At 71.0% G+C, this 17,828-nt stretch carries 18 protein-coding genes and 1 pseudogene; 5 read left to right on the top strand and 14 right to left on the bottom strand.

All coding sequences use genetic code 11. From position 1 onward, the window contains the following. Positions 1-47 precede the first annotated feature (47 nt). The 3 genes from ACWEQO_RS09960 to ACWEQO_RS09970 form a co-directional block, all read right to left on the bottom strand. Positions 48-215 (bottom strand): hypothetical protein, encoded by a 168-nt coding sequence (locus tag ACWEQO_RS09960; RefSeq protein ID WP_361459146.1) that lies wholly within the window; start codon positions 213-215, stop codon positions 48-50. A 180-nt stretch (positions 216-395) separates the two neighbouring features. Beyond that, positions 396-854, bottom strand: a complete 459-nt coding sequence (locus tag ACWEQO_RS09965) for a molybdenum cofactor biosynthesis protein MoaE (RefSeq protein WP_452980958.1) — start codon at positions 852-854, stop codon at positions 396-398. A 118-nt stretch (positions 855-972) separates the two neighbouring features. Beyond that, the gene (locus ACWEQO_RS09970) at positions 973-2,088 is read right to left on the bottom strand and encodes an SDR family oxidoreductase (RefSeq protein ID WP_361459142.1); all 1,116 of its coding nucleotides are present in this window, start codon (positions 2,086-2,088) and stop codon (positions 973-975) included. Between the two features lie 192 nt (positions 2,089-2,280). Between ACWEQO_RS09970 and ACWEQO_RS09975 the strand changes: the two genes are divergently transcribed. Beyond that, the gene (locus tag ACWEQO_RS09975) at positions 2,281-3,741 is read left to right on the top strand and encodes a zinc-dependent metalloprotease (RefSeq protein WP_361459140.1); all 1,461 of its coding nucleotides are present in this window, start codon (positions 2,281-2,283) and stop codon (positions 3,739-3,741) included. After that, the gene (locus ACWEQO_RS09980) at positions 3,738-4,265 is read left to right on the top strand and encodes an NUDIX hydrolase (protein WP_361459138.1); all 528 of its coding nucleotides are present in this window, start codon (positions 3,738-3,740) and stop codon (positions 4,263-4,265) included. Before ACWEQO_RS09975 ends, ACWEQO_RS09980 begins: the two co-directional genes overlap by 4 nt. Before the next feature lie 71 nt (positions 4,266-4,336). On the opposite strand, the gene ACWEQO_RS09985 is transcribed toward ACWEQO_RS09980, so the two are convergent. The 4 genes from ACWEQO_RS09985 to ACWEQO_RS10000 form a co-directional block, all read right to left on the bottom strand. After that, entirely contained in the window at positions 4,337-5,092 is a 756-nt protein-coding gene (locus ACWEQO_RS09985; RefSeq protein ID WP_361459136.1) for an AIM24 family protein, read from the bottom strand. Between the two features lie 17 nt (positions 5,093-5,109). Next, positions 5,110-5,790 carry an AIM24 family protein gene (locus tag ACWEQO_RS09990; protein ID WP_361459134.1) on the bottom strand — a complete coding sequence of 227 codons (681 nt, stop codon included), beginning with the start codon at positions 5,788-5,790 and terminating at the stop codon, positions 5,110-5,112. 11 nt (positions 5,791-5,801) lie between these two features. Beyond that, a complete protein-coding gene (locus tag ACWEQO_RS09995; protein WP_452980964.1) occupies positions 5,802-7,478 on the bottom strand; it encodes a TerD family protein in 1,677 nt (558 codons plus the stop codon). Between the two features lie 109 nt (positions 7,479-7,587). Beyond that, a complete protein-coding gene (locus tag ACWEQO_RS10000) occupies positions 7,588-8,211 on the bottom strand; it encodes a M48 metallopeptidase family protein (RefSeq protein ID WP_361459130.1) in 624 nt (207 codons plus the stop codon). A gap of 250 nt (positions 8,212-8,461) precedes the next feature. On the opposite strand from ACWEQO_RS10000, the gene ACWEQO_RS10005 reads away from it, so the two are divergent. Together ACWEQO_RS10005 and ACWEQO_RS10010 are read left to right on the top strand one after the other, a co-directional pair. After that, positions 8,462-9,688 carry a ThiF family adenylyltransferase gene (locus tag ACWEQO_RS10005; RefSeq protein ID WP_361459128.1) on the top strand — a complete coding sequence of 409 codons (1,227 nt, stop codon included), beginning with the start codon at positions 8,462-8,464 and terminating at the stop codon, positions 9,686-9,688. Then, complete coding sequence (locus tag ACWEQO_RS10010) at positions 9,681-11,144, top strand: ABC1 kinase family protein (protein ID WP_361459126.1); 1,464 nt, start codon at positions 9,681-9,683, stop codon at positions 11,142-11,144. The genes ACWEQO_RS10005 and ACWEQO_RS10010 overlap by 8 nt, the downstream gene beginning before the upstream one ends. 154 nt (positions 11,145-11,298) lie before the next feature. Here the strand turns inward: ACWEQO_RS10010 and ACWEQO_RS10015 are convergent, their stop codons facing one another. From ACWEQO_RS10015 to ACWEQO_RS10030, 4 genes and pseudogenes are all read right to left on the bottom strand, one after another. Next, positions 11,299-11,622, bottom strand: a complete 324-nt coding sequence (locus ACWEQO_RS10015) for a hypothetical protein (protein WP_361459124.1) — start codon at positions 11,620-11,622, stop codon at positions 11,299-11,301. Continuing rightward, positions 11,619-11,987 (bottom strand): WhiB family transcriptional regulator, encoded by a 369-nt coding sequence (locus ACWEQO_RS10020; protein ID WP_361459122.1) that lies wholly within the window; start codon positions 11,985-11,987, stop codon positions 11,619-11,621. The genes ACWEQO_RS10015 and ACWEQO_RS10020 overlap by 4 nt, the downstream gene beginning before the upstream one ends. 171 nt (positions 11,988-12,158) lie before the next feature. Next, complete coding sequence (locus tag ACWEQO_RS10025) at positions 12,159-12,473, bottom strand: hypothetical protein (protein ID WP_361459120.1); 315 nt, start codon at positions 12,471-12,473, stop codon at positions 12,159-12,161. 164 nt (positions 12,474-12,637) lie between these two features. Then, a pseudogene (locus ACWEQO_RS10030) lies at positions 12,638-14,975 on the bottom strand (ATP-dependent DNA helicase UvrD2). 74 nt (positions 14,976-15,049) lie between these two features. Between ACWEQO_RS10030 and ACWEQO_RS10035 the strand changes: the two are divergent. Further along, positions 15,050-15,307, top strand: coding sequence for a mycoredoxin (locus ACWEQO_RS10035; RefSeq protein WP_361459116.1), 258 nt, complete (start codon positions 15,050-15,052; stop codon positions 15,305-15,307). Positions 15,308-15,447: 140 nt separating this feature from the next. Here ACWEQO_RS10035 and ACWEQO_RS10040 read toward each other — a convergent pair whose 3' ends face one another. The 3 genes from ACWEQO_RS10040 to nudC form a co-directional block, all read right to left on the bottom strand. After that, a complete protein-coding gene (locus tag ACWEQO_RS10040) occupies positions 15,448-16,071 on the bottom strand; it encodes a hypothetical protein (RefSeq protein ID WP_452980971.1) in 624 nt (207 codons plus the stop codon). A 219-nt stretch (positions 16,072-16,290) separates the two neighbouring features. Continuing rightward, positions 16,291-16,665, bottom strand: a complete 375-nt coding sequence (locus ACWEQO_RS10045; protein ID WP_452980974.1) for a hypothetical protein — start codon at positions 16,663-16,665, stop codon at positions 16,291-16,293. Between the two features lie 109 nt (positions 16,666-16,774). Continuing rightward, positions 16,775-17,719 (bottom strand): NAD(+) diphosphatase, encoded by a 945-nt coding sequence (nudC, locus tag ACWEQO_RS10050; RefSeq protein ID WP_452980977.1) that lies wholly within the window; start codon positions 17,717-17,719, stop codon positions 16,775-16,777. Positions 17,720-17,828: the final 109 nt, after the last annotated feature.

Raw genomic sequence — 17,828 nt, forward strand, 5'->3', positions numbered from 1 at the left:
GCGGCCCTGACCTTGGCGTACATCGTTGACCTGCGGTTTTCGGTCCCTCAGTCACCCGAGGGCCGAGGCTTCTCCATGGCCTCGCGGAAGCGGGCGTACCCGACGAGCTCGGGGCCGTCGCTCCGCGCCCTGCGCGTGCGGTTGGCCCAGCTTCCCCAGAGACCCGCGCCGACCGCGGTCATGAACGGAATCAGCAACCAGGCAAGAGCGGCCATACCGACCTCCCAACCCCATGAGCGTCCGCGACTGACTGATCAGCAGATTAACCATCCGCAGTGACAACGCTCATACCCGGGGTGCGGTTACGCAACCGGAGTCCGGAACGGGGACACGGAACGCCTCGGCACGCCCCCACCCGCCCGCCCGTCGCCCGACCACCGTCCTCGACGACGGCACTACGCGCCGACCCATTCCTCTGTCCCGTCCGAGAACTTCTGGTGCTTCCAGATGGGCACCTCGTGCTTGAGGTCGTCGATCAGTTTCCGGCAGGCCTCGAAGGCCTCGCCCCGGTGCGGGCACGACACGCCGACGACGACGGCCAGATCCCCGACCCGGAGGTCTCCCACCCGATGCACGGCGGCCAGCGCCCGCACGGGATACTCGGCGGCGACCTTCTCGGCGATCCGCCGCATCTCGTCCTCGGCGCTCGGATGGCACGAATACCCCAGCGCGTCGACGTGGGACCCGCCGTCGTGATTGCGCACGGTCCCCACGAACAGCGCCGTCCCGCCGGCCGCGTCATCGCCGACGGCCCGGAGGATCTCGTCCACGGACAGCGGCGCGTCCCGGATCGCGATCAGCTTGACCGGATCCTGTGCCGCCTGCTCACCGGGGTGATCATTCGTGGATGCCATGCCCCCATCGTGCCCCACGCCCGCACCGGCACGGAACAGCCCCGCCGCCCCGTGTCGCCCCGCACGCACGCGCACGGACCCTCCCCGGCCGGCGGCTCCCGGTCCGTTCCCGGATCCGTCAGATCCGCCGACGGGTCTTCCGCGCCCTCCGCACCACCGCGGCCGCGCCCAGCAGGGCCACCGTCGCTCCCGCGGCGCCCGCCGCCGTCGCGTCCTTGCGGCCGAGCCTCCGCCCGGCGACCGTGTGCCGGCCGGAGACCTCCTCGAGCAGTTCGGCCAGCACCTCCTCGTTGGTGTGGGCGGGCCGCCACCCCGCGTCGTGCAGCCGGCTCCCGCTGACCACCCAGGGGTGCATCGTGTACGCCAGGTCCCCGGCCGGGGACGGGGTCAGCCCGATCCGGTGCAGTCGTGCCGCCGCGCCCAGCGCGACCGCCGACGGCAGCTCCATCCGCCGGATGCCGCTGAGCTCCTCGACCTCCTCCTGCTCCAGCCATCCGTCGCACCCGACGGCCAGCTCGCCCTCGACCTCTTCCCGGACCGCGTACTCCAGGGCGCTGCACAGATCGTCGACGTGGCAGAACTGCCACGCGGGCCGCGAGCCGGCCACCACGAGCAGTCGCGGCGACTCGAAGTACCTGGTCAGCGCGGTGTCGGTGCCTCCCACCAGCACAGCGGGCCGGACCACCGTGACATTGAGCCCGGGGTGCGCGCGGGGCGCCCTGCGGGCGAGCCGCTCGATCTCCAGGAGGTCGCCCACGCCGGTGGCCTCGGCCGTGGCCCGCAGTTCCGCGTCCTCGGACAGCGGCAGCTCGTTGTCCGGGAGCGCCCCGTAGACCATCGTCGAGGTGCACAGCACCACCCTGCGCACCCCGGCCGCCGCGGCGGCCGTCAGCACGGTCTGCGTCCCCCGGACGTTGTAGGCCGTTCGGGCGGCGGCGTCGGTCTCCAGGTCGAGGTCGATCGCCAGATGGACCACCACGTCGGCCCCGCGCAGCTTGTCCGCGATGGCGGGATCCCGTACGTCCAGGATGTGCCAGTGCGCCTCGGCGCACTCGCCGCGGCGCTCGTCGATGGCGATGACCTGCTTGATCTCCTCCGAGGCGGCGAGCCGCTCGGTGAGCAGCGCGCCGACACCGGCCGCGGCGCCGGTGACCGCGACGACGGGCCCGCGCGGGGGCGACGAGCGGGTCGACTGGTTTCGCGCTGCGCGAACCTGCGGATCTGGGGAACTCACCGGGCGTCTCCAGCGGTTGTCTTCAGTACGAGCGCATGCGAAGCATGTGTACCAGGTGGCATCCATCCTGCCGCAGGCTTTCTGTCGGCGAAGCATCGAGGCCCGAACAGCTTCAGGTGTCTACGCTGGGTGGTGTTGTCGGGCAGCCGTGCCGCCGGAAAGAACCGGCGGCCCTATCAGCCGAGGAATCCCGTGAGTGACACCCCATTCGGATTCGGCCTTCCGCCGGAGGAGCCGGACGACGGCGACGAGGGCAAGAAGAAGGACCCGCAGAGCGGTGGTGGTCAGGACCCGGCCAACCCGTTCGGTTTCGGCATGCCCGGGGCCGGCGGCTTCGGCGGCCCCGGCGCCGACAATCCGTTCGCCGCGATGTTCGGTTCCCTGAACCCCAACGACCTGGGCGCCGCGTTCCAGCAGCTCGGACAGATGCTCTCCTACGAGGGCGGTCCGGTGAACTGGGACATGGCCAAGCAGATCGCCCGCCAGACGGTCTCCCAGGGCACCTCGGACGGCACGAAGGACGCCAGCGTCGGCCCGGCCGAGCGCAGGGCCGTCGACGACGCCGTCCGTCTGGCCGACCTGTGGCTGGACGACGCCACCTCGCTGCCGTCCGGTGCGGCCTCCTCGGTGGCGTGGAGCCGTGCGGAGTGGGTCGAGGCGACCCTGCCGGCCTGGCGGGAGCTCGTCGACCCGGTCGCCGAGCGCGTCGGGGCCGCCATGGGCGACGTGCTGCCGGAGGAGATGCAGGCCATGGCGGGCCCGCTGATCGGCATGATGCGCTCGATGGGCGGCGCCATGTTCGGCACGCAGATCGGCCAGGCCGTCGGCGTGCTGGCCGGTGAGGTCGTCGGCTCCTCCGACATCGGCCTGCCGCTCGGCCCCGTCGGCAAGGCCGCGCTGCTGCCGGTGAACATCGCGGCGTTCGGCAAGGACCTGGGCGTCCCGCAGGAGGAGGTGCGGCTGTATCTCGCCCTGCGCGAGGCCGCCCACCAGCGCCTGTTCGCCCACGTGCCGTGGCTGCGCTCGCACCTGTTCGGCGCGGTCGACGGCTATGCGCACGGCATCAAGGTCGACACCGCCAAGCTGGAGGACGTCGTCGGCCAGTTCGACCCGCAGAACCCGGAGCAGTTGCAGGAGGCTCTCCAGCAGGGCATGTTCCAGCCGGAGGACACCCCGCAGCAGAAGGCCGCCCTGGCCCGTCTCGAGACGGCGCTGGCCCTCGTCGAGGGCTGGGTGGACGCCGTGGTGCACGCGGCGGCGAAGCCCCGGCTGTCGTCCGCGGACGCGCTGCGCGAGACGCTGCGCCGCCGTCGCGCCTCGGGCGGCCCCGCGGAGCAGACGTTCGCCACGCTGATCGGTCTGGAGCTGCGCCCGCGTCGGCTGCGCGACGCCTCGCGCCTGTGGGCCTCGCTCACCGACGCGCGCGGGGTCGACGGCCGGGACGCCCTGTGGGCCCACCCGGACATGCTGCCGACGGCCACCGACCTGGACGATCCGGACGGTTTCGTGCACCGCGAGCAGATCGATTTCTCCGAGCTGGACAAGATGCTCGGTGAGGCGGCCGGCAAGCACGACCTCGGGAAGAAGGACGAGGGCGGGAGCGGTGGCCCGGACGAGGGCACCGGCAAGGACAAGGGCGACGGCGCCGAGTGAGCCTGTACGACGACACGGTTCTCGTGCTCAAGGGGTACGAGAGCCAGCCGGAGCTCCGCCAGAGCTACCTCGACCACCTCGCCGCGTACCGGGACGGCATGTGGAAGGCCTGCGACGCCGGCCACATCACCGCGAGCGCCCTGGTCGTCGATCCGGAGCGCGGCCGGGTGCTGCTGACCCTGCACCGGAAGCTGCGGATGTGGCTGCAGATGGGCGGTCACTGTGAACCGGGTGACGCCTCGCTCGCGGCCGCGGCCCTGCGGGAGGCCGCCGAGGAGTCGGGCATCGCCGGGCTGACCCTCCTGAAGGGCGGACCGGTGCGTCTGGACCGGCATGCGATCCCGCCGCCCTGCCACTGGCACTTCGACGTCCAGTACGCGGCCGTGGCGTCCCCGCACGCCGCGCACGCCATCAGCGACGAGTCGCTCGACCTGCGCTGGTTTCCGTACGACGAGGTGGCGGACGTGGCCGACGCGTCGGTCGTCCGCCTGTTGGAAGCGACCCGGGCGAGACTGGGCGTCTGACGCACGGGTGAGGGGCGACCCGCCCGTGGCGGGTCGCCCCTCACCGCTGTTCCGGTGTTCCGGCCGGAGACTCAGCTCCAGACGTTGCCCTGGTTCTGTCCGCGGGCGCCCTGCTGGCCCATGCCGTACTGCGCGGCGAGACCGGAGCCGATCCGGGCGTTCTGCGGCGGCAGCAGCTCGCTGGGCTGGACGAGTACGAAGCCGCTGCCCATGAAGCTGAGCTCCCAGCCCTCACCGGTGCTGCCGCGGCGCCGCCACACCCCGGAGGAGTGGGTCTGGGCCTGCATCTGCACGCGCAGCGCCGTGGACCAGGCGACGATCGCGTCGGCGTCGCAGTTGACGTACTTGTCCGGCGTCACCTGCATCAGCAGCGGCATGCCGGAGGTCATCAGCGCGACCTTGCCCTGGCCGGTGATGTTGAGCTGGTACTTCCCGGAGCCGGAGATGCCGTACAGGCTGTCGACGGCGATGACCTCGTGGTGCAGCGAGGAGTCCATCGCGAGCACATAGCTGCTGTCGACGGTCAGCCCCTCGTGGTCCACGTCCATGAGATGGATGTGCTGGGCGAGGTTGGCGAGGTAGACCGTGCCCTGCCCGTGGCAGCGCATCAGGTCCAGTCCCTCACCGGTGCGCGCACGGCTGAGGGACTGACCGCGGCTCTGGTACTCGGCGTCGAACTCGACGAGCCCCTGGTAGGCGACCATGCTGCCCTTGCGGGCGAGGATGTCGTCGTGACCCCCCAGGGCGACCCGGAGCATCTGCTTGTTCTGCAGGCTCCAGCGTTCCTGGGTCTGCTGGTCGTTGTGGGCGAAAAGCGGGCTCTGCATGATGTGGTTGCTCCCCCTCAGCCCCGGACCCGGAGGCGGTCGGTGCTGTCCTCACTGGGCTGGACGACGACGATGCCCTGTCCGGAGAACGCCATCTGGTAGGCCTCGCCGCTGCCGCGGCCGATCAGCGACTGCGCCCGGAAACTGCGCTTGCCCTTCACCTTGAGGTTCGGGGACCAGGCGACCAGGGCGTCCGGGTCGACGTACGTCTCGTCCTCGCCACCGCCGCAGTCGACGACGATCGGCTTGCCCCGGGAGGTCAGCGCGACCCAGCCCTGCCCGGAGATCCTGGTGTTCCACAGGCCCTGCCCGGCGAACTTCGCCAGTCCCTTCACCCGCTCCACGCCCCACGACAGGTGGGCGTCGAAGGCGAGCAGGTTGGTGGCGTTGACGGAGATGCCGTCGCCGTCGAGGTTGATCACGACGACGTTCGCACCGTAGTCGGCGAGGTAGAGCAGGCCGTCGCCGGAGCACTTCATCAGCGGCGCGCCCTCCCCGGTCATCCAGTCCCGCGCGATCTGGCGCACGGCCGACGGGTTGGGCTCGTACTGGACGAACCCCTCGTAGGCGACCATGGAGCCCACGCGCGCGAAGAGGTCGTTCCCGGTCTGCATGGCGACCTTCAGCATGTGGTCGCCGTGGTTCTCCATGCGCGCGGTGACGGGGGCGGGGGCGTAGCCCGCGAGCGGCTGGTTCATGACGGGCTCCCTCAGATCTCGTACGGCTGGACGACGATGAAGTTGCCGGGCGCTCCCCGGAACTGGAGGTTGACGCTCTCCCCGGTGTCGCCGGGGTAGGAGTTGCGGCGCATTCGCACCTGGCTGGAGACGATCACCTGGGAGGCGGCCGACCAGGCGACCACGGCGTTGCAGTCTGCGAACGTGGTGGGCGTCACCGGCAGCACCACGGGCACCCCGTGCGTCTTCACGACGACGGTGCCGGTCCCCTGGAACTGCATCGTGAACAGCGCGCCACCGGGAATGCCGTGCCCCTCGATGCGGCGGACCTCGTACTGGAGGCCCTCGTCGAAGGCGAGGACGTTCTCGGCGGAGACGCACACGGCGTCGCCCTGGAGCTCGATCGGGTGCAGCATCGTGGCGTCCTCGGCGAGGAACACCTGCCCCTGGCCCGTGCAGCGCATCAGCTGCATCTCCTGGCCGGTCGCGTTGCCCACGAGCCGGCCGGTGAAGCCGGCGCCCTTGTAGCTGAAGTCGACCTTGCCCTGGTAGAGGACCATGCTGCCCTGCCGGGCCAGCACGGGCTGACCGCCGATGCCGAGGTCGACGCGGACGAGCTTCTGGTTCTGCTGGGTCCAGCGCTGCCCGGTGGGCGTCTCCTTGAACGTCTGGAGCGCACCGAGCACACCCAGGATCTGCGGTGTGCCCTGCGGAGCCCCGTAGAGGGCCGGCGGGCCCGGCATCTGACCCGGCATCTGTGCGGGCGGCGGCGGCTGGCCGTAGCCGGGCGGGGGTGTCGACAGGCCGTGACCGGGGGGCGGGACGGGTGCCTGCGGCTGTGCGCCGTAGCCGGGGGGCGGCGGGGCGCTCGGGGCCGACGGACCGGGGGGCGGTGACTGCCGGCCGGGCTGACCGAAGGGCGCGGGCGCCGGAGCCGGAGGCGGCACCGGAAAGCCACCGGGCGGAGTGTTCAGGGGCGCGACGATCGTCTGCGCGACGTGCACCGACGGCGCCGGGGGCGGGGGCGGGGTGGCGCCGGGAGGAGGGGCGAAGCCCTGCGCCGCGGGCTGCGGGGCAGGCGCGGGAGGCGGGGCGGGGGTGCCGGGGACGGCGAACGCGGGCGGTGCGAAGCCCGGGGCGGCGCCGCCCGCCTGCGGCTGCTGCGGGGCGGCGGGCTCCTCCTCCGCCACCTCACCGCCGAAGTTCTTCAGCAGCGCTTCGAGCCCGCCGTCGAAGCCCTGACCGACGGCGGCGAACCGCCACACGTCCTTGAAGTAGAAGTCACCCAGCATCACCGCCCGCTCGGTGGAGAACTCGGAGCCGTCGAAGGAGTAGCGGGCCACTTCCTCGCCGCCCGCGACGATGCGGATGTATCCGGGCCCGATCTGGGACATCTGTCCGGCGCCGTCGATCGCCGCCGTGAAGGACAGCTTCTTGATCTGCTGCGGGATCCGGTCCAGCGTCACCCGGAAGGATTCCGTGTCGCCGGCCTGCGCACCCAGGAGTTGGAGGGACTCCTCGGGGGACTTCGGCTGGTTGAAGAAGATGAAGTACCGGTCGTCCGAGAGCCGTTCGTCGGCGTCGAGACCGAAGCAGCTGATGTCGAGGGTGATCCCGGGACCGGAGATCTGCACGCCTACGTACAGATCCGTGCCGGCGGTGAGATCACTGATCCTGGCCTTGTGGCCGCGTTGGAATTCCCTGGCCATGCGTACGACCGTCCCCCATCCCGAATGTGAGTGCGTCGCGCCAGGCTAACGGCAAAACCGGACAACCGACGAAGTCGGTACAGACCCGGTACACAACACGCGCATGCCCCTACGGCGTGCTCGCCCCGGACCGTGTTCCCTCGTCGCGGGTGCCGGGCGGATGCGGCAGCCGTCCGGCCGCGACCACGCCTTCGAGGTAGCCCCGGGCCCGTTCCGTCTTCGGGTACGCCTCCAGCAGACGCCAGAAACGGGGCCCGTGACCGGGCACCAGCAGATGCGCCAGCTCGTGGCAGAGGACGTAGTCGATGACGTACTCGGGCATGCCCTGCAGCCGGTGCGACAGGCGGATGCTGCCCTCGGACGGCGTGCACGAACCCCAGCGCGTGTTCTGGTTGGTGACCCACCGCACGGAGCGGGGCAGGGCCCGCCCGTCGAAGTACTGGGCCGACAGCCGCTCGGCCCGCTCGGCCAGTTCGGTGTGCCCGAGTGTCCGTCTGCTCTCCTGGGCGGCCAGCTTGTCGAGCATGACGCTCACCCAGCGCTGCTCCTCCGCCTCGGACATCCGGGCGGGAATGAGCACGACGGTGCGATCGCCCTCGCGGTACGCGGACACCGTTCTGCGTCGGCGGGAACTCCGGCGGACCTCGATCGCGCTCGCCCGTGAGCCGTTCGTCGGCTGGCTCGTCGTGCTGCGCTGTGGCGGGGCGGGGCGGCGCGGTGGGTCGGCGGGCACGCCCCGACGTTACCCGCTGCCCACGGGGAAGTCCCGGTTCCGGGACGCTTCGATGCCGATCCCCCACCATGCGCAGGATTCATAGGATCATTCATCCCACCTGTGGACAACTTTCCGCACACCACGCCAAAGCGGTGCATGCTGGCACTCGTCGGCCGTCCCATGAGCGGGCCGACGCTACCGAGCTCCGGCGGAACTACGGCGACCACAGCAACTACGGCACCGATCAAGGGCATACGGGGGACCTGGCATGCATCCGATGGTGAAACCCGCGCTCCGGCGCGGATGGCGCGACCTCAACACCGTGCAGTTCGGGATGACACCCGCGCACGCGCTGACCCTGGGGCCGGTGGACACGGCGACGGGCAGCTTCCTCGACCTGCTCAACGGCGCCCGCGGACTCGATCACCTGCGCGAGGAAGGCCGGCGCATGGATCTGCCCGACGGCCATGTCGACCGCCTCGTGACCAGACTGGCGCGGGCCGGCCTCCTGGACGACTCCCGGGGCGGCGGCCCGGCCGCCGATGCCCTGCGCGAGAAGCGGGAGGTCATCGACCGGCTGCGCCCCGACCTGGCCTCGCTGACCCTGACCACCTCCGCACCGGGCGATGCGCTCGGCCGCCTCGCCGCGCGCCGCGGCGCGCGGGTGCAGGTGAGGGGAGCGGGCCGGGTGGGCGCGATGCTGGCGGCACTGCTGTCGGGAGCCGGCGTGGGTGAGGTCGACGTGCGCGACATCGGGCGGGTCGAGCCCTGGGACGTCGCACCGGGCGGCCTGCCCGCCGAAGCCGTCGGCGACCGCAGGGACGAGGCGGCCCGCCGCGCCGTGCGCCGCGCCGCGCCGGACCGGCCACGACGCCGTACCGCCCGGTCGCCGTCCACGGGTGGCGGTCCCGGGTTCTCCCTGGTGATCCTCGCTCCCCGGGACGACGTCGCCGTGCACGCACCCGACCCGTCGGGGGCCGAGCCCCTGGTGGCCTCCGGAACACCCCATCTCTACGTGGGCGTGGCGGAGGCGACCGGTGTCGTCGGACCGCTCGTCCTGCCCGGTGAGACGGCCTGCGCGGGCTGCCTCCAGGGGAACAGGACGGACCGGGACCCGGCCTGGCCCCGTCTGGTCGCCCAGTGGCGCTCCGGACGGCAGCGCCAGGTGGGAGCCTGCGACACGACTCTGGCCGCGACCACGGCCGGGCTGGCCGGCGCCCACGCACTGGCTCACCTGGACGGCCATGTTCCGTCCAGCGCCGGCACCCGCTGGGAGGTGTCCCTCCCAGGGCTGCGCTGGCACGCGCGGCCGGTCCGGGCACGTCCCGGGTGCCCGTGCGGAGCGGCGGAGGGAAGCGCGGCGAAAGGCATGTCGGAACACACCTCCGAGTACGGCCGGGCGCACGAGACAATGGCCTCGCAAGGGCCGTCGAAGGAGTCGTATCGTATGGCGGACGCGAAGCGGCCGGCAGGGACTTGGAGGGCGCATGTCTGATCTTCCCCGGAAGGCGGTCACCCGGACCGCCAAGCTGGCCGCGCTCCCGCTCGGCTTCGCCGGGCGGGCGACCTGGGGGCTCGGCAAGCGGATCGTGGGCGAGTCCGCGGAGATCGTCGGCCGGGAGCTCCAGCAGCGCACCGCGGAACAGCTGTTCAAGGTGCTCGGCGAGCTAAAAGGCGGCGCGATGAAATTCGGCCAGGCCCTGTCGGTGTTCGAGTCGGCCCTGCCGGAGGACATCGCCGGGCCCTACCGCGCGGCGCTGACGAAGCTTCAGGAGGCGGCCCCGCCCATGCCGACCCGCACCGTGCACACGGTGCTGGAGGAACGGCTCGGCGAGGACTGGCGCGACCTGTTCGTCGAGTTCGAGGAGAAGCCGGCCGCCGCGGCCTCGATCGGCCAGGTCCACCGGGGAGTGTGGCACGACGGCCGCGAGGTGGCGGTCAAGATCCAGTACCCGGGCGCCGGCGAGGCCCTGCTGTCCGACCTGAACCAGCTGAGCCGGTTCGCCCGCCTGCTCGGCCCGCTCATCCCCGGCATGGACGTCAAGCCGCTGATCACGGAGCTGAAGGACCGGGTCTCGGAGGAGCTGGACTACGCCCTGGAGGCCCGGGCCCAGCAGACCCACGCCGAGGAGTTCGCGGACGACCCCGACGTCGTCGTACCGGCGGTGGTCCACCAGGGCGAACAGGTGCTGGTCACCGAGTGGATGGACGGCGTCCCCCTGTCGGAGATCATTTCGGACGGCACGGAAGAGCAGCGCGACCGGGCCGGTCAGCTCCTGGCCCGCTTCCTGTTCTCCGGCCCGGCCCGCACCGGGCTGCTGCACGCCGATCCGCATCCGGGCAACTTCCGTCTGCTGCCCGGCGGTCCGGCCGGCGAGGACGACTGGCGTCTGGGCGTACTGGACTTCGGCACGGTGGACCGTCTCCCGGGCGGGCTGCCCCAGCCCATCGGCGAGGCCCTGCGGATGACACTGGACGGCGAGGCGGAGGCCGTCTACCGGATGCTGTGCGCGGAGGGTTTCGTCAGGGAGGCCGTCGAACTGGACCCCGACGCGGTCCTCGAGTACCTCCTGCCGATCATCGAACCGGCGCGGGTCGAGGCGTTCACCTTCACCCGTGGCTGGATGCGCGGCCAGGCCGCACGCATCGGCGACCCCCGCTCCCCGGCCTACCAACTGGCCAAGCAGCTCAACCTCCCTCCGGCGTATCTGCTGATACACCGGGTGACCCTGAGCACGATCGGTGTGCTGTGCCAGTTGGGCGGAACGGTACGGCTCCGCGACGAACTGCGGGAGTGGCTGCCGGGGTTCCTCCCGGAGGAGCCGAAGCCGGAGGAATCCGGGCCGGAGGAACCGGAGTCGGGCACGGAGAACACAGAGAGCGCGGCGGACCCGGTGGAGGCGGGCGGCGCGGGGGCCTCGGCGGAGGAGAAGTCGACGGCTCAGGCGTGAGACGCGCGGGCCGCGCCCGCCGTCGCAGCCCGCTCGGTGCAACGCACCGCGGGGGCCGGTCCGTTCGGCACGGACCGGCCCCCGCGGTGGAGAGGGACCGCCGGGTCAGCCGGATCGGAGGAACCGGCTGACCCGGAGAACCGCTCCTGCACGGTTACTGCATGACGGCCATGGCGAGCGCGCGGCGGGCGCGCCGGGAGGCGCGCTCGGCACGGCGCTGCATCCGCCGAGCGGTCACCAGGCGCACAGCCTGGCGCTCCCGCTCGGCCTCGTGCAGCCGCTCGTGCATATGCGCACGGGCCAGGGCTTCTGGAATGAGTTGCATCTCACGGGTCCTGTTCTGGCGCGAGTCGTTCGCGCCGCTGGTGGTGAAGTCTTCGGTCGCGGAGCCTGCGGGCTCGTCGGCGGTCGGCATCATCGAGGCCTGCTTCTGCGGGTCGTACGTGAGGGGATGGTCGATCGTTCCTGGGGTGTTCATGCCGTGACCGGGTTCTTGCGCGGACGGCCACGCGGCCGCTTCCGGGCGACGACGACACCCTGGACGAACAGCTCCCCGCCCCAGACGCCCCACGGCTCACGCCGCTCCTTGGCACCCGCGAGGCAGGCCTCCATCAGCGGGCAGGTACGGCAGAGGGATTTGGCGTACTCCACGTCCGCCGGCGACTCGGCGAAGAAGACCTCCGGGTCGTAGGAACGGCACGGGACGGGTACACCAAGGTTCTCGATGGCGTCGTCGAGCGCGGTGAGCGCGGTGAGCGGAGTCAAGGTCGGGTCCTCCGTGGAGCCAAGCTTGGGGATCGTGTCGGAAGGCGGTACGGACGGGGCGTGCGCTTCGAGTTGCACGGTTCGTCTTCCTCGTCTGTTCGTTCCGGCCGGTGGGCCGGGTGGCGGCTGGTACCGGGTTCTTGTCTTGTCCCGAGGCGCTTCGGTCCGTCGCCCCCGTTCGGGGACAAACAGAAGGGCCGCGGATCCCGGGTGGGGTTCCGCGGCCCTGAAGGCGCCGGCCTGATCGCATCAGGCTGGATGACTCCAGGGTTCTGGCCCACGGAAGGCCCACATCAGGTACTGCTGCGTCGTCTGCTTCCGGAATCCGGCACCGGCCGCCGCAAAGACATAGGCCTGCGCCTGTGCCTCTACCGCTTCCAGTGCCTTGATCGGTCGCTCATTGCGCTCACGGAGGGAAAGACCCGCGGGAGCGACAAAGGACGCCGGACGTGCGGCGGGGATGCCGGACAGACCAGTGCCCTGATGCGAGGCGCCGAGCATGCACAGGGAGACGGCCGAGCGATCGGTCGTTTTGACGACGGAGCTGGTGTTGATGCTGATCACAGGACTCGCCTCCTCTCGGCGTATCAGGGGACCGGGTCTACCGGTCCGGCGAATATGCAAGTACAACACGGATCCAGGGCCTGTGAGAAGGCCGCCGTTCCCGTGCCTAAGAACCTATGGGGCTTCCCCGGGCATGCGCAAACTATTTTCTCGACGAGTTGGAATCAGTCTTGATCCTTGCCATGCGCCCCGTCCCCGCCTGCGCATATGGCCAGTACGTCGGCTCCGTAGCGTCCCAGCTTGCGCATCCCCACCCCGGGGATGCGGGCGAGCCCCGCCGCGTCCTCGGGGACCGCCTCGGCGATGGCCATCAGCGTCTTGTCCGTGAAGACGCAGAAGGCCGGCTGCCCGCTGCGCCGCGCCTGCTCACCACGCCAGTCGTACAGCCGCTCGTAGAGCCCCTCGTCCATGTCCGAGGGGCAGTCCTCACAACGCATCAGCTTCATCTCGCCCGCGTCCGTCAGGGTGCGGCCGCAGACCCGGCACCGGGCAGGACTGCGCTGCCCGCGTCGGGGAGCCGACGCCGCGAAGCGGGAAACGGCCGCCCCGGACACACCACGCTCCACACCTCCCCCTCCCCCCGCACCGCCCCGGCCGACCGCGACCGCCGAGCCGGAACGCAACCCGTCGAGGAAGCGGCTCGCCCTGCGGCTCGCCCGCCCGCCGGGCGAACGGGAGAGCGCCCAGGAGACATGGAGACGCTCACGCGCCCGGGTGACACCGACATAGAGGAGCCGACGCTCCTCCTCGATCTGCTCGTCGGTCTTTGCGTAGGTGATCGGCATCATCCCCTCGGCGACACCGACCAGGAAGACGACGTCCCACTCCAGACCCTTGGCCGAGTGCAGCGAGGCGAGCGTGACGCCCTCCACCGTCGGGGCGTGCTGGGCACCGGCCCGCTCGTCGAGCTCGGCGACGAGATCGGCGAGAGTGGCGCCCGGTCTCGCGGCGGCGAAGTCCTGGGCGAGGTTCACCAGAGCGGCCAACGACTCCCAGCGCTCCCGCACCGCACCCGAGCCCGTCGGCGGCTGGGCCGTCCAGCCCTGGCCGGACAGCACGGCACGCACCTGGGAGGGCAGGTCGACGGCATCCTCGAGGAGACTGTCGTTACCGCCGAAACGGGCCGCCCCACGCAGGGCGACACCCGCCTTGCGCACCTCCGGGCGGTCGAAGAAACGCTCGGCACCCCGCAGCTGGTACGGCACCGAGGCGTCCGCGAGGGCCTGTTCGTAGGTCTCGGACTGGGAGTTCGTGCGGAACAGCACGGCGATTTCACTGGCCCGGACACCCGCGTCGATCAGTTCGCGGATCCGGCGTGCGGTCCCCTCGGCCTCAGCGGGCTCGTCGGGGTACTCGGTGAAGACCGGCTCGGGGCCCGGACCGCGCTGGGAGACCAGTTCCAGCCGGTGGTCGGCGGCACGGCCACGCGCCTGGGCGAGCAGACCGTTGGCGAGGCGGACGACCTGGGGGGTGGACCGGTAGTCACGGACCAGCTTCACGACGGTGGCACCGGGATGCCGGGTGCGGAAGTCGAGCAGATGGTCGGGCGTTGCGCCCGTGAACGAGTAGATCGTCTGGCTGGCGTCACCCACCACGCACAGGTTCTCCCGGTCTCCGAGCCAGAGCTCCAGCAGCCGCTGCTGGAGCGGGCTGACGTCCTGGTACTCGTCGACGACGAAGTGCTGGTACTGGGCGCGGACCTGTTCGGCGATGTCCCGCCGGTCCTGCAGGACGGCCACGGTGAGCAGCAGCACGTCCTCGAAGTCGATGACTCCGCGCTCCCGCTTGAGATCCTCGTAGGCGGCGTAGAGCTGCGCGATCTCGGCGGGGTCGCGGGGCGCTTCACGCGCGGCCTTGGCCGCGGCGGGCGGGTAGTCGGCGGGGACGGTCTGGGTGACCTTGGACCACTCGATCTCGGCCGTGACGTCCCGCAGCTCGCCCCGGTCGAGACGGATGCGGCAGGCCGCGGCCGCGTCGGCGACGAGCTGGATCTTCCGGTCGACCAGCCGGGGCAGGGAACCACCGACCGCTTTCGGCCAGAAGTACTGGAGCTGGCGGAGCGCCGCCGAGTGGAAGGTGCGGGCCTGCACCCCGGCGGCGCCGAGCTGGCGCAGCCGACCACGCATCTCCCCGGCGGCGCGGTTGGTGAAGGTGACGGCGAGCACGCTGGAGGGCTGGAGTATGCCGGCGCGCACCCCGTAGGCGATCCGGTGGGTGATCGCCCTGGTCTTGCCGGTACCGGCGCCCGCCAGCACACACACCGGACCGTGCAGGGCGGTGGCCACCTCGCGCTGCTCGGGGTCGAGCCCGTCGAGCACCGCGTCGGCCGAGTCCGGTACCCGCGGGAAGAGAGAGGGTGGCGTTGCTGCTGTCACACCGCCATGCTGCCAGGTCGCCCGAGACGGGTGAGTCGGGTTGTCCACAGGCAGCACCTCGCGGTCGTACTGATACGACAGGGGCGCACCAGGAGGGCCGGGGGACGCGGGGTGGACCCCGCCGCAGGGGAATGCCTGCGCTTTCAAGTACGTTCCCCCACATCGAGGACTTCCCCGAACAGCCGAAGGAGCACAAGAGACATGCCGGGCACTGTGACGATGTACAGCACCACGTGGTGCGGTTACTGCCGCCGTCTGAAGGGCCAGATGGACCGCGAGGGCATCGCGTACACCGAGATCAACATCGAGCAGGACCCGGAATCCGCCGCCTTCGTGGAGAAGGCGAACGGCGGAAACCAGACGGTTCCGACCGTCCAGGTAGTTCCCTCCAACGGTGGCTCCGAGGTCGTGATGACGAACCCGAGCCTTGCCCAGGTGAAGCAGGCGCTCGGCGTCTGAACCTTCCAGGCTCAGCGCCCCCTCCGGTCGACATGACCGGCGGGGGCGCACCTGTTCGTGCGACAACACGCACAGGGCGATGGCAGAGCCGGTGAATCTGCAACTCCCCCGTTCTGTGTCGCGTGTCGTCGCGTCGTCGATCAGTGCACGTCGAACTCATAGCCGTGCCGGATGTCCCTGGGGCAGCTGAACACCCGGAGGTCTCCCCACCTGCCCACGGTGATACGTGTGGTGTGGTCGCTGGCCACAGTGAACAGGAGTCTCATGGGGGTGTCGCACTTACGGCAGCGGAACTCCCACGGTTCGGTGAGGTGCCAGGTGGGCCAGCCGCCGAACTTGCATCCCGCCACGCGTGTGATGACGTCGCCTCCGTCTTCGCCAGAGGTCTCCTCCACCAGCCGTTTCACGTCAGCCGCGACATCGTCCGGCAGTTCCTCCGGGTAGGGAAAATCCGTCAGCGGCACGGGGGTCAGCAGGCACGGCCGGGGCGAGAAGCCGTAGTCCTCTTCTTCCTGCCGCACAGGCGCGGGGGGCAGGAAAGACTCCTGTGGCAAATCGGCCGCCCGCCGCCAGCGAATCTCCACGACCGGACTTCCGTCCGCGTGCGGAGCCGGCGGATCCCAGTGCGGGTTCGGGCACCACAGCAGTTGGAACACATCGGCATCCTGCGGCCACCAGTCTCCCGGTGCGTCCTGCCGCAAAACCTGCACCACCGGGACCATGGCCACGGGCGGCAGCCCGGAGGACGCCTGTTCGTCCGGCACAGAACAGTGTGGCCATGGCTCGTGTGCCGGCCAGAGCATCGGCCCAGCGATGGAGCTGTTCTGCTGCCCCGGTGTCCCTGGCACCGGATGAAGGACGGTTGCGGGCCGGGCGTAGGGAGCGAGAGTGGGGACTGCGGCGAGAATGGCCTCGGCGGACGGCCTGTTCGAGTACGGCAGCACGATCGAACGGTACACGGCACCTGAAGGCATCAACCCACGTCACCGCCCCACCGAGCCCGCGGACGCCTCCGCACCGCTCGACTTTGAAGCCCCGGCCACGTCGGCAAGGAACGCACCCGCTCGATGGCAGCACTGCCGGACCATGTGGGAAACCTGCCGTCTGTGAAGTGGACGGCGTCGGATGATGTCGATGCCCTTGCTCTTGTTGCCGTGGCAGCGGTACCACTCTCGTTGCCCCTTGGAGGGGTTGCCTTTGACGAAGTACAGCGGACTCCCGCACAGCAGGCAGAACGTCACGCCCACCGTCGGCGAAATGGAGCCTTTCTGCTTCTTGTACTTGACCGAGGTGACGGCTTCCGACAACTTCGCCCACTCCTCCTGTTCAGTACCGGTCCCGGACGGTTCGACGCTCACCGATCCGTCGTCGGCGCAGGTGAAGCAGAAGATCGGCGGCTGAGCGGGCCGTTCGCCGGAAGCGGGGTGGGTGTCCCCGGTCGAGGGGCGCCCGCCCCGCTTCCGTGCGTCAGAAGGCGCTGCGGGTCGGGAGGGGCTCGCCGTACCAGCGTTCGATCAGGCGGGCGGCGATCGAGATGCCGTAGGGCGGGAGCACCTCGCCGGACTCGAAGGCGGCGCGCAGTTCCTCCCGGGAGAACCAGCGGGCCTCGTGGATCTCGTCGCCGTCGACGGTGATGTCGGTCGAGGTGGCGCGGGCGACGAAGCCCAGCATGAGGCTGGAGGGGAACGGCCAGGGCTGGCTGGCGACGTACTCGACATCGCCGACGCTGATGCCGACCTCCTCCTGGACCTCGCGGCGCACCGACTGCTCGATGGCCTCGCCCGGCTCGACGAATCCGGCGAGTGTCGAGAAGCGGCCCTCGGGCCAGTGGACCTGGCGGCCGAGCAGGATGCGGTCGTGCCGGTCGACGACGGACATGATCACGGCGGGGTCGGTGCGCGGATAGTGCTCGGCGCCGCAGGCGGGGCAGCGGCGGATGTGGCCGGCCGCGGCGATGACGGTGCGCTCGCCGCAGCGGGAGCAGAAGCGGTGCAGGCGCTGCCAGTTCTCCAGGGCGACCGCGTGCACCATCAGGCCCACGTCGCGGGAGGACAGGAACAGGCCCGCCTCGCGCAGTCCGGCCGGACGGGCGGAGTCGTCCATGCGGCCGGGCAGGGAGTCCTTCTGGAGGGCGAAGTAGCTGACGCCGTCCTCGTCGGTGCCGAGGAAGTAGCGGTGTGCCTCGGTGAGCGGCGCCTCGAAGGAGGGGGTCATGACGAGTTCGGTGCGGCCGTCCGCCGTCTCGTCGATGAGGACCTGGCCGCCGGAGACCACGAAGCAGCGCGTCGAGGGGTGGCTCCAGGCAGCCGCGAGCCACGCTTCGTCGAGCCGGTGGTGGGCGGCGCGGTTGATGCCGCTCGGTGCGGTGAGCGAGACGGGGCGGTCGGCGATGTGGTCGGTCCTGGTGGTCACGGGTGCTTCCAACTCCCCCGGTGAAACGGATTGGGTCGGCGGTTGGTTCGGCGGGACGTACGGCGGGAGGCGACCGGGTCCGGCGGCACGCCCGGCGGCGGGGGTGTTT

This window comes from Streptomyces sp. NPDC004051, from assembly GCF_053604275.1.